The organism is Shigella sp. FC1967 (genome assembly GCF_001743005.1).
GTDB lineage: Bacteria > Pseudomonadota > Gammaproteobacteria > Enterobacterales > Enterobacteriaceae > Proteus.
The window spans coordinates 1-11,897 of the sequence record NZ_MIIZ01001486.1 but is presented as its reverse complement, the minus strand read 5'-3'; the positions used below and the strand labels follow the sequence as shown (position 1 = coordinate 11,897).

At 39.6% G+C, this 11,897-nt stretch carries 9 protein-coding genes, 3 pseudogenes and 1 other annotated feature; of the genes and pseudogenes, 3 read left to right on the top strand and 9 right to left on the bottom strand.

All coding sequences use genetic code 11. The annotated features are described in order from the left end of the window. Window positions 1-14 precede the first annotated feature (14 nt). Window positions 15-1,167, top strand: a pseudogene (yiaY, locus tag BHE89_RS23260) (L-threonine dehydrogenase). A 99-nt stretch (window positions 1,168-1,266) separates the two neighbouring features. Here the strand turns inward: yiaY and hisIE are convergent. The 8 genes and pseudogenes from hisIE to hisG form a co-directional block, all read right to left on the bottom strand. Continuing rightward, window positions 1,267-1,885 (bottom strand): annotated as a pseudogene (gene hisIE / locus BHE89_RS23255) (bifunctional phosphoribosyl-AMP cyclohydrolase/phosphoribosyl-ATP diphosphatase HisIE). Next, on the bottom strand, window positions 1,882-2,658 hold the full coding sequence (hisF, locus tag BHE89_RS23250; RefSeq protein WP_069368807.1) for an imidazole glycerol phosphate synthase subunit HisF: 777 nt from the start codon (window positions 2,656-2,658) through the stop codon (window positions 1,882-1,884). Before hisF ends, hisIE begins: the two are co-directional and overlap by 4 nt. Next, window positions 2,640-3,377 carry a 1-(5-phosphoribosyl)-5-[(5-phosphoribosylamino)methylideneamino]imidazole-4-carboxamide isomerase gene (gene hisA / locus BHE89_RS23245; RefSeq protein ID WP_069368806.1) on the bottom strand — a complete coding sequence of 246 codons (738 nt, stop codon included), beginning with the start codon at window positions 3,375-3,377 and terminating at the stop codon, window positions 2,640-2,642. Before hisA ends, hisF begins: the two co-directional genes overlap by 19 nt. Window positions 3,378-3,383: 6 nt before the next feature. Further along, window positions 3,384-3,974 carry an imidazole glycerol phosphate synthase subunit HisH gene (hisH, locus tag BHE89_RS23240; protein WP_069368805.1) on the bottom strand — a complete coding sequence of 197 codons (591 nt, stop codon included), beginning with the start codon at window positions 3,972-3,974 and terminating at the stop codon, window positions 3,384-3,386. Continuing rightward, the gene (gene hisB / locus BHE89_RS23235) at window positions 3,974-5,041 is read right to left on the bottom strand and encodes a bifunctional histidinol-phosphatase/imidazoleglycerol-phosphate dehydratase HisB (RefSeq protein WP_069368804.1); all 1,068 of its coding nucleotides are present in this window, start codon (window positions 5,039-5,041) and stop codon (window positions 3,974-3,976) included. The genes hisH and hisB overlap by 1 nt, the downstream gene beginning before the upstream one ends. 49 nt (window positions 5,042-5,090) lie before the next feature. Further along, window positions 5,091-6,173, bottom strand: coding sequence for a histidinol-phosphate transaminase (hisC, locus tag BHE89_RS23230; protein ID WP_069368815.1), 1,083 nt, complete (start codon window positions 6,171-6,173; stop codon window positions 5,091-5,093). A gap of 5 nt (window positions 6,174-6,178) precedes the next feature. Beyond that, window positions 6,179-7,492, bottom strand: a complete 1,314-nt coding sequence (gene hisD / locus BHE89_RS23225) for a histidinol dehydrogenase (protein WP_069368803.1) — start codon at window positions 7,490-7,492, stop codon at window positions 6,179-6,181. Window positions 7,493-7,498: 6 nt separating this feature from the next. Then, window positions 7,499-8,398 carry an ATP phosphoribosyltransferase gene (gene hisG, locus BHE89_RS23220; protein ID WP_069368802.1) on the bottom strand — a complete coding sequence of 300 codons (900 nt, stop codon included), beginning with the start codon at window positions 8,396-8,398 and terminating at the stop codon, window positions 7,499-7,501. Between the two features lie 44 nt (window positions 8,399-8,442). Further along, window positions 8,443-8,572 (bottom strand) — a sequence feature (His leader region). A gap of 368 nt (window positions 8,573-8,940) precedes the next feature. Between hisG and BHE89_RS23210 the strand changes: the two genes are divergently transcribed. Beyond that, window positions 8,941-9,762, top strand: coding sequence for an SDR family oxidoreductase (locus tag BHE89_RS23210; protein ID WP_069368801.1), 822 nt, complete (start codon window positions 8,941-8,943; stop codon window positions 9,760-9,762). Here BHE89_RS23210 and BHE89_RS23205 read toward each other — a convergent pair. Further along, a pseudogene (locus BHE89_RS23205) lies at window positions 9,759-10,381 on the bottom strand (glutathione S-transferase family protein). The gene BHE89_RS23210 and the pseudogene BHE89_RS23205 overlap by 4 nt on opposite strands. A gap of 157 nt (window positions 10,382-10,538) precedes the next feature. Here BHE89_RS23205 and BHE89_RS23200 point away from each other — a divergent pair. Further along, window positions 10,539-11,741: a serine hydrolase gene (locus tag BHE89_RS23200; RefSeq protein WP_069368799.1), complete on the top strand. Its 1,203-nt coding sequence runs from the start codon at window positions 10,539-10,541 to the stop codon at window positions 11,739-11,741. The last annotated feature ends 156 nt before the right edge of the window (window positions 11,742-11,897 follow it).

Below are 11,897 nucleotides of genomic sequence, written 5' to 3'. Positions count from 1 at the left end.
AAAGGAAGTCAATAATGGCTGTTTCTACATTCTATATCCCTTCTGTAAATAAAAATTGGTGCTGGTTGTCTTGCAGAAGCTGTAAGTTCAATGAAAGACTTTGGTTTTCATAAAGCATTAATCGTTACTGATAGTATTTTAAATCAACTGGGTGTTGTTGATAAGGTCAGCAAATTACTGACAGAAGCTGGTATTGCTAGTGTGACTTATGACGGTACTGCACCAAACCCTACCGTTGAAAACGTAGAAGCGGGTTTAGCTCTTCTGAAAGAACATCAATGTGACTGTGTTATTTCTTTAGGTGGTGGTTCTCCACATGATTGCGCTAAAGGTATCGCGTTAGTGGCTTCTAATGGTGGAAAAATTGCAGATTATGAAGGTGTTGATCGCTCAGCAAAACCTCAATTACCACTGATTTCAATTAATACCACAGCAGGTACAGCATCAGAAATGACACGTTTTTGTATCATCACAGATACTGCGCGTCATATTAAAATGGCTATCGTTGATAAAAACGTTACACCACTCTTATCTGTAAATGATTCAGAATTAATGATTGGTATGCCAAAAGGTTTAACCGCTGCAACAGGTATGGATGCATTAACTCATGCTGTTGAAGCCTATGTTTCAATCGCAGCAAACCCAATCACTGATGCGTGTGCATTAAAAGCAGCCACTATGATCAGCGAGTCTTTACGTAAAGTTGTTGATAATGGTGGTGATGCGGCTGCGCGTGAAAATATGGCTTACGCTCAGTTTTTAGCGGGTATGGCATTTAATAATGCTTCTTTAGGTTATGTACATGCTATGGCTCACCAATTAGGTGGTTTTTATAACTTACCTCATGGTGTGTGTAATGCGGTTTTATTACCACATGTTCAAGCTTATAACATTCAAGCAGCAGCGGGTCGTCTAAAAGATATCGCACAAGCAATGGGTGTTGATGTTTCTGCAATGAGCGATGAGCAAGGTGCGAAAGCCTGTATCGAAGAAATTCGTAAACTGGCTAAAGATGTTGGTATTCCAGCGGGTCTGAAAGAGTTAGGCGTGAAAGAAGAAGATTTCAAAACATTGGCAGAAAATGCGCTGAAAGATGCTTGTGCAATCACTAATCCAGTTCAAGGCTCTGAAAGTGATGTTATCGAGTTATTCCGTCAAGCAATGTAATGTTTAGGAAATAAAAAGGTAATTAAGTCATTACTTTTTTTCAAAAATAAAGCCGATACTTTAGTGAGTATCGGCTTTTTGATATTCAGGTTATATCCATTATTCTGCTTTTTTATGGCGCTTTTGCAGGCAATCTATTATATCAGAGAGTGATAATGACTGATCTTGCAATAAAACCATTAAGTGATAGAGCAAGTCTGAAGCTTCATTTTTTAGCTCTTCCCTATCATTAACAGTGGCAGCCAACGCTGTTTCTACGCCTTCTTCTCCAACTTTTTGCGCAATACGTTTTGTACCACTGGCATAAAGACGGGCAGTGTAAGAGCTATCTGGTGAGGCATTTTTGCGGTCGCGTAATAAATTCTCAAGCTCATAGAGAAATCCCCATTGACTTTGTGCCGGGGCAAAACAACTTTCAGTACCGTTATGGCAAGTTGGACCAAGAGGATTGGCTAAAATGAGTAAAGTATCGTTATCACAGTCAGGATAAATATTGACTAATTTGAGAAAGTTGCCAGAGGTCTCACCTTTTGTCCATAAACGCTGCTTAGTGCGCGAATAGAAGGTAACATTCCCACTTTCTAAAGTGACATTTAATGCTTCTTTGTTCATGTAACCTAGCATTAATACATCACCTGAAATGGCATTTTGGATAATCACTGGCATGAGATTATCGACTTTTTCCCCAATCTAGTTGCGCTAATATTTCATTATTCATGATATTCTTACCTTAACGTCATTCTTTGCAAGATACTGTTTTAATTCGTTGATATTAATTATTTGTTTATGGAAAACAGAGGCTGCAAGAGCACCATCGACATTAGCTAATTTAAAGGCATCAAGAAAGTGTGACATTTCGCCAGCTCCTCCTGATGCGATTATAGGAACATCTGCAACTTGACGGACTAGAGCAAGTTGTTTTAGATCATAGCCTTGTCTTACGCCGTCTTGGTTCATCATATTTAAAACAATTTCACCTGCGCCACGTTGCTGAACTTCACGTACCCAATCAAGGGTTTTCCAGCGCGTTTGTTGTGTACGTTTTTCATCCCCAGTAAATTGATAAACTAAATATTCATCCGTTTTTTCATCAAACCAAGTGTCAATTCCTACAACAACACACTGTACACCATAGCGATCAGCCAAACGAGATATCAGTGAAGGATCAGAAAGTGCAGGGGAGTTAATCGAAATTTTGTCTGCACCAAATGAGAGAATTTTTCCAGCATCTTCCACAGAGCGAATGCCACCAGCAACACAAAAAGGAATATCAATCACTTCAGCAACACGCGAAACCCAGCTTTTATCAACAACACGACCATCAGAAGATGCCGTAATGTCATAAAATACGAGTTCATCAGCGCCTTCTTTAGCATAGCGTTCAGCAAGAGGGACAATATCACCAATAATTTCATGATTACGAAATTGAACACCTTTGACAACTTGTCCATCGCGGACATCAAGACAAGGAATTATGCGTTTTGCCAACATGATATCGCCTCTTTTAATGTAAATTTGCCTTCTAATAATGCTCTACCCACAATAATACCGGCAACACCAGATGCGGGAAGATCTGCGATATCTTGTAAATCACCAATACCGCCTGAAGCTTGGAATAAAATATCAGGGAAACGCTGGCTAATTTCTTTATACAGTTCGACGTTAGAACCGGCTAATGTGCCATCACGAGAAATATCAGTACACAACACATGCTTTAAACCGACACTTTGATAAAGCTCGATGATATCTTCAAGTGTATAGGGGGAGTTCTCTTGCCAACCACTGACAGCCACCCACTTTTTACCTTGTTTATCAATGCGAACATCGAGGGCTAATACAATGGCATCTGCACCATAGCGCTCAAACCATGTTTTTACTATTTCGGGCTGACTAACGGCGGTAGAGCCAATGACAACTCGGCTTGCTCCTGCTTCGAGTAGTGACTTAACATCATCTTCAGTGCGAATTCCGCCCCCTACTTGTACGGGAACATTGACACAAGCAACAAGTTTTTTTAACAGTGGAATTTGGCGAGCAGATGGATCTTTTGCTCCCGTTAAATCTACTAAGTGAAGTAATTTTGCGCCATCTTTTTCATATTGTTGGTAGCGTGTCAGCGGATTATCATCATAATCACGCTGTTTTGCATAATCACCCTGATGAAGACGAACGACTTTCCCATTAATTAAATCTAATGCTGGAATAATCATAACAGGTTACATCTCCAAAAAGTTCTTGATAAGTTGCGCACCAGCTTTCCCTGAACGCTCAGGGTGAAATTGCACGCCATAAAAATTATCTTTTTGAATTGCGCTACTAAAACGCGAGCCGTATTCAGTTTCAGCAATCGTTGATTTATTGAGAGCTAACGCGTAGCTATGAACAAAATAGAACCAAGCATCGTCACCAAGATCACGAAAAAGAGGATGTCCAGGTTTTGCTAATACTTGGTTCCAACCCATATGAGGTAATGGTAATCCTGCTGTATCAAGCTTATCGATGGTGCCATCAACTAAACCTAATAAAGGGATATCTTTACCTTCCTCGCTTAGAGAGGCCAATATTTGCATACCTAAACAAATACCTAAAACCGGTTGTGTTAAGGCTTTAATTAAAGGAATTAGCTCTCGTGCTTTGAGTTGTTCCATTGCTGCTCTCGCCGTGCCTACTCCGGGTAGAAAGAGTTTATCCGCAGATAACACAACGTTTTTTTCATAGGACACGATGGGATCATAACCGAGTCGCTTAACGGCGTAAGCGACAGAGGCTAAATTGGCACAGCCCGTATCAAGAATAACCACTTTCATCACAGAACACCTTTTGAACTTGGTAAAGTATTACCTTCAACACGAATGGCTTGGCGTAATGTACGACCAAAGACTTTAAATAAGCTTTCAGCTTTGTGGTGATCGTTTTTGCCTTTTGATTTCAGATGTAATGTGCAACCCATGGTGTAAGAGAGTGAACGGAAAAAGTGTTCAATCATCTCTGTACTTAAATCACCGACACGTTGATATTTAAATTCGGCTTTGTATTCAAGGTGCGGGCGACCAGAAATATCTAACGCACAGCTTGCAAGGCATTCATCCATTGGTAATGTAAAGCCAAATCGAGCAATACCTCGTTTATCACCTAATGCTTCACGTAATGCTTCACCCAAAGCAAGGCCGGTATCTTCTACCGTGTGGTGATCATCAATCACTAAATCACCTTTTACATTGATGTTCATACGAAAGCCGCCGTGCGTGGCAATTTGATCAAGCATGTGATCAAAGAAACCGACGCCTGTACTGATCTGACTGTTGCCTTCACGATCAAGCCAAATATCGATCGCGATTTGTGTTTCTTTTGTTTTTCGTTCAACGTGAGCGTAGCGATCTTTTTTAGTTAATTGCTCAGTAATAATTGCCCAATTGAGTTCATTGGTATTATAAAGTAGGCCTTTGATCCCCATATTTTCAGCTAGCTGAATATCAGTTTGTCTATCGCCAATGACATAGCTGTTATCTCTATCTAGTGCACCATCTACTAAATACTGAGTGACAAGTCCAGTTTCTGGTTTACGACAAGGACAGTTGTCTTCAGGTTTATGAGGGCAAATTAAAACATCATCAAATATGATCCCTTGAGATGAGAAAACTTGCATCATTAAGTTATGAGGAGGATCGAAATCCGCTTGAGGAAAATTTTCTGTGCCTAATCCATCCTGATTTGTGATCATGATGAGTTTATACCCTGCTTTTTGTAGAGCAGTAAGTGCGGGGATCACCCCATTTTCAAAGGCAAGTTTATCAAGTCTATCAACTTGGTAATCAGTGGGTGGCTCAGTGATTAAAGTACCATCACGGTCGATGAAAAGAATTTTTTGGCTCATGGTAGAGATCCCTCAGTTGCGATTTTTTGTTGTTATCGTTTTTAATGTTTTATACGTTTGCAGTTTGAATATTCTTTATGGCATTAATCACGCTATCACATTCTTCCGCTGTACCGATAGAAATACGCAAACAGCCCTTAAGCCCATATTGACGCTGTTGATCGCGTAAAATAATCCCTTGTTCCCATAAAGTACGGAAAACCAGAGTGGCATCAGTGAATTTCACTAAAATATAGTTAGTTTCACTGTTATAAACCTGTTCAACATTAGGCAATTTTTGTAACGCATTAGACAAGATAGCTCTGTTGCGTGAAATTTCTGCCACTCGTTTTTTCATTATTTCAATACCGGCTTCTGTTAATGCTTGCGCAGCAATATCTGCAACAGGTGTTGAAAGTGGGTATGGTGCGATCACTTTTAGTAATAATTCAATGACTGGTGGGTTGGCAAGCGTAAAGCCACAACGAAGCCCTGCTAAAGCGAAAGCTTTCGATAAGGTTCGCAAAATAACTAAATTCGGATACTCTGCAAGCCATGACACCATTGACGCGTGTGGACAAAATTCAATATAAGCTTCATCTACCGCAACAATGGCTTTGCCTTTAGCCAATGCTAATACATCACGAATAAGCGAAGGATCAACGATATTTCCTGTTGGGTTATTTGGGCTGCATAGGTAGATAAGTTTTACATTATCAAGTTGTGATGCGATGGCTTTGACATCAGGGTTCCAATCAGCAAGAGCAGGGACAACACGCTGTTCTACACCAAAGGTTTCCGCACTAACGCTATACATTCCATATGTGGGTGGGCAATAAAGCATTGCGTCTTTACTCGGCTCACAAAAAGCACGAATAAGAAGCTCAATCGCTTCATCAGCACCACGGCTAACTAAAACTTGATTAGCATTGACACCTGCATATTTTGCATAACGACTAATCACGTTAACAGGCTGACATTCAGGGTAGCGGTTTAAATTTTTTTCATTAAACGTAAAGTCAGGAGCGATAGGGTATTCATTTGCATTTAACCAAATAGAACCATTTCCCCCTAAGCGTCGAGCAGATTGATACGGTATTAATTCACGTACATTTTTTCTTGCAAGTGTATTGATATCAAATTCAGTTTTCATCACGCTTATTTCCCCTTAGCTAACGCATTTACACGAAGTGTGACCGCATTTTTGTGTGCGGTGAGTTGTTCTGCTTGCGCTAATATTTCAATGGTCTGTGCTAAATCAGATAAGCCTTGAGCAGTGAGTTTCTGTACTGTCATACGTTTCATAAAATCAGCTAAACCTAAGCTTGAGTAAGTTGCTGTATAGCCATAAGTTGGTAGAACGTGATTAGTGCCAGAAGCATAATCTCCTGCAGATTCAGGCGACCAAGCACCAAGAAAAACAGAGCCGGCACTGGTAATGCTATCAACACGGGTATCAGCATCATTGGTTTGAATAATTAAGTGCTCTGGACCATAACGATTACTGATTTCAATACACTGCTCGAGATCACGAGTAATAATAACCCGGCTTTCTGCAAGTGCCTGTTTAGCAATTTCAGCGCGGCTTAATAGCGTCAGTTGTGTTTCAGTTTCAGCAATAACGGCTTTAGCGAGTGTTTCATCGGGTGTTAATAACACAACTTGGGAATCTGGGCCGTGTTCAGCTTGTGAAAGTAAGTCAGCAGCAATAAATACAGGATTTGCATCTGCATCCGCAATGACTAAAACTTCTGAAGGGCCTGCTGGCATATCGATTGCTGCACCTTGAAGTGATTGGCTTGCTTGGCGCTTCGCTTCGGTTACATAAGCATTACCAGGGCCAAAGATTTTATCAACTTTAGGAATAGATTCAGTACCAAATGCCATGGCTGCAATCGCCTGTGCACCACCTACTTGAAAGATTTCATCAATACCAATTTGTTGAGCAATATATAAAATTTCATCAGCAATAGGGGGCGGAGAGCAAAGAATAATTTTGCGACAACCCGCAATACGGGCTGGAATACCCAACATCATTACTGTTGAAAGCAATGGTGCGGAACCTCCGGGAATATAAAGTCCTACCGCATCGATTGCTCTGCTGACTTGCTGACAAAAGACACCAGGCTGAGTTTCTACGTTGATAGTGTTAGGTATTTGAGCCTCATGAAAGCGACGAATATTATTCATCGCCTGTGCTATCGCTTGTTTTATTTTGCTATCAAGTCTTGATGACGCTTCATTGATTTGTGATTTTGATACCAAAACACTTTCCGGTGCTGTCTTATCAAATTTTTGGCTTAGTGCTTTAAGCGCTTTATCTCCATCATTGCGTACTTGTGAAATGATGCTAGCAACCTGTTCTGTAATTGAAGCTGATGCAGAAATAGCAGGGCGAGTTAATAGCACTTGTTGCTGTTCTTTCGTGCATTTATCCCAGTAATTTAATGTATTAAAACCCGTTTTCATCATTTCACCTTATTCCATCATTTTTTCAATTGGTAAAACAAGAATTGAACTTGCACCTAATGATTTAAGTTTTTCCATTGTTTCCCAGAATAGGGTTTCGCTACTTACCATATGCATTGCAACGCGATTTTGATCTCCCGCCAGAGGTAAAATAGTCGGTCTTTCCGCTCCCGGAAGTAATGCAATGACATCCTCAAGGCAATCACTTGGTGCGTGTAACATAATGTATTTTGATTCTCTGGCTTGAATAACGCCTTGAATACGGGTCAGTAAACGGTTGATAAGTTCTTGTTTATCCGCTTCCATTTCACCGTCGCGTTGGATTAAACATGCTTTTGAACGATAAATTACTTCAACTTCTTTTAAGCCATTGGCTTCTAATGTTGCGCCAGTAGAAACTAAGTCGCAGATAGAGTCAGCAAGGCCGGCACGAGGAGCGACTTCAACAGAGCCATTTAATAAACATGATTTAAATTTGATCCCTTTTTGGTCTAAATAGCGTTTGAGCAGATTGGGATAGGAGGTTGCGATTCGAGTGTTATTTAAGCATTCCGCACCTTGATAATCGAAATCGACAGGTGTTGCAAGAGATAAACGGCATCCCCCGAAATCAAGACGACGTAGTGTGAGATAACTTGGATCTTCACCTTGTGAGCGACGCTTTAATAACTCTTCTTCTAAAACGTTTTCACCAATGATCCCTAAATCAACAACGCCATCCATGACTAATCCCGGAATATCGTCATCTCTCACGCGCAAAATATCGATTGGCATATTTTCAGCGTAAGCAATCAGGCGCTGTTGATTTAAGTTAATTTTGATGCCACAACGAGCTAAAAGCGCACGAGAATCATCGCTTAAACGGCCAGATTTTTGCATTGCAATTCTTAATCTTGCTTTATCTAACATAATATTACCCTATCTTTTTCTCTATTTTTGTTATGAAAATTAGCTATAAAAAAACCCCGGAAGTTGCCTTCCGGGGTTTTAGTTGTTATCTGCATTCAGACCACCGGAAGCGTTTCTTAAACGTCTTCCAGCACTCATCGCCTGAAAGACTAGTCAGGGTGATGGTGATGATGGTGGTTTAATTGAATGCTATACATAATATTTTCCTAGCTAATAACATTATTTGTTATTTAATAATGCCCGTTACTATTGAGCTGTATGCTGTATTTAGTAACCCGCATTTAGAATTTGTCTGCCCTTTCAACCTACATGATTTACAAAGGAGAAAGCAACCTATTTTTTTAATAATAATTTAATTATTTTATAACCTTTTTGTTTTTTAATGTAATTTTTAATATTTCTCTTATTTACTTAATGGAACAAGTAGGCGAGTATATAGGGAGGCACTAAATATTCACGAAATATAAGTGGTATTTATAATTAATGGCGAAACTAAAATTTTATAGCATACTTTGATTAGGCCATTTAAGTAGGGGAGCAAAATGAAACGAATAACCATCGTAGGATTAGGTTGGTTAGGTTTACCACTTGCTACTGCGTTGCGTGATGCAGGCTATCAAGTTAAAGGGACTAAAACCACCGAAGATGGCGTAGAAGCAGCAAGAATGAGTGGCATTGACTGTTGTTTAGTGAATTTAACACCCGCAATCGAATGCGATAGAGATGATTTTGATTACTTAATGGAAACTGACGTACTCATTATTACGCTACCACCAAGTGCTGCCGGTGGAGGTTATGATTATGTTGAAGCCATTCAGACGCTGGTGGATAGCGCAATGTCTCGCCATGTGACGAGAGTCATTTACATTAGTTCTACTTCTGTATATGGCAACCAAACGGGTAATATCACGGAAGAAATGGATATTCGACCAGAAACACAATCGGCAAAAATGTTAGCCGAAGTTGAGAACTGGCTACATCGTTTACCGTTGACTACGGTTGATATTCTTCGATTAGCAGGATTAGTGGGACCAGGTCGTCATGCAGGACGTTTTTTATCAGGTAAAAAACAGGTAAAAGGCGCTCATCAATGCGTAAACTTAGTCCACTTAGATGATGTCATTTTTGCTGTTGAACAACTGCTCGCACAGAATGAAGGTGGCCATTTATATAATTTATGTGCACCAATTCACCCTAAAAAGAAAGATTTTTACTCGAGAGTGTCGAATCAACTTGATCTCATTCCACCCGAATTTATTGAGGAAGAAAAGCCTGCAATACGAGAGATTGATGGTCAGGAGATTTGTCGAGATCTTGGATTTCATTACCATTATCCAGATCCCGACAAAATGCCAATGAATTAATTTACAGGCAGTAACACAATATCACGGAAAATAGATCTTTCACTTAATTGGGCAAACCAACGCTCAATATGAGGGACGTGTGGTCTATCTTTGCAAACTTCTAGCCATGGATAGACCAAAGGTGCGATTGCCATATCGGCAAGAGAGAATGTATCTCCTGCAAAATAAGTGGTTTTCGCAAGTTGGTCGTCAGCAATTTTAATAAGTTTATTAAGCTTCTCTTTCAACGCATTAACACTTTCAGGATTTTGCTGTTCTTTAGGCGTACGAACAATCATGATCATCATTTGTTGAATGGGCGAAAATAGGCTGCCATTTGACCAATCCATCCATTTTTCTACATTTGCTCGCTGTTTAAGATCAATGGGATAGAGCGTATTATTTTTATATTTTGTACATAAATAACGAATAATGGTATTAGACTCCCATAAAGCAAAGTCATCATCTAGTAAGGTTGGAATAGAAGCGTTGGGATTCATCGCTAAATAATTTGCTTCATTGAGTCCACCAAAAGGGCCACCAACGTCGATTTGCTCATAAGGAACGTTTAATTCTTTTAAGCACCAAAGCACTTTTTTTAACGTTAGACGAGTTTTTTTCTACCCCAGACTTTTAACATAAAGGTCTCCTAAGCTACGATAAGTAATAAAATTTCCCTCTATAGGGCGCTAAATATGAATATAAGATAAATCTCTATATATCAATGTTGGCGTCTTATTCTAGAAAGCCATATAGTAGGAAAGCTTTAACAAATTGATATAAAAGGGTGATCGGTAATGAAAAAAAATATTCCATCTGTTCTGGGTAAGGTTACCGCGGGAATGGGTTTACTGCTAATTATTTCTAGTCCTTCATTTGCAGTCAATAATCCGGTGCCTCCTCAAATAGAGGCAAAATCTTATGTATTAATGGATTACAACAGCGGAAAAATTCTGGCATCAGAAAAACCTGATGAACGTTTAGATCCCGCCAGCCTAACAAAAATCATGAGTAGCTATGTTGTTGGACAAGCGATCAAAGAAGGTCGTATGTCACCTGATGATATTGTTATTGTTGGGCGTAATGCATGGGCAACGGGGAATCCGGTATTGAAGGGATCATCATTGATGTTCTTAAAGCCGGGTGATCAGGTTAAAGTGATTGATTTAAATCGCGGTATGGTTATTCAATCTGGTAATGATGCCAGTATTGCATTAGCAGAACATGTTGCGGGTAGTCAGGAAACCTTTGTGGATTTAATGAATTCCTATGCTAAGAATCTCGGTTTGAAAAATACACACTTTAAAACCGTTCATGGGTTAGATTCTGAAGGGCAATATACAACCGCACAAGATATGGCATTACTCACAGCCGCCATGATCCGCGATGTGCCTTCAGAGTATGAAATTCATAAAGAAAAAGAATTTACATTCAACAATATTCGTCAGCCAAACCGTAACCGTTTATTGTGGAATAAAAATATGAATGTCGACGGTGTGAAAACAGGTCACACTAATGGAGCAGGGTACAATCTTGTTTCTTCGGCAACTGAAGGTGATATGCGCTTGATTGCTGTTGTTTTAGGAACGCCATCAGATAAAGTGCGTTTTGCTGAAAGTGAAAAATTATTAGGCTGGGGCTTCCGCTTTTTTGAAACGGTAACCCCCGTAAAAGCAGGTACCCCACTGACAACTCAAAAAGTGTGGTACGGCGATAAAGGCGAAGTTGCATTAGGGGTTGCTAATGATGCTTCAATCACTATTCCTAAAGGTGAACTGAAAAACTTGAAAGCTTCGTTTACTTTAACCAATCCTGTATTAGAAGCGCCACTAACGGAAAATCAGGTGGTAGGTACCGTTAACTTTTTATTAAATGATGAAGTGATTGAGCAACGCCCATTAGTCGTAAAAGAAGCGGTTGAGGAAGGCGGTTTCTTTAGTCGTATTTGGGATTTTGTTGTTAAAACAGTATCCGGTTGGTTTAATGCTATTTTTGGTTAAATCATCAATAATGGATCTATCAAAACGTTACTGAGTTTTTTCACCCAAAAAGAAAGACTAGCTCTATTTTTTATATAAATAATCCGTAATTGTTTAACGATTACGGATTTTTTTATATTCAATAAAATAGTGGGATATCTCTATTTTAGCGAAAAA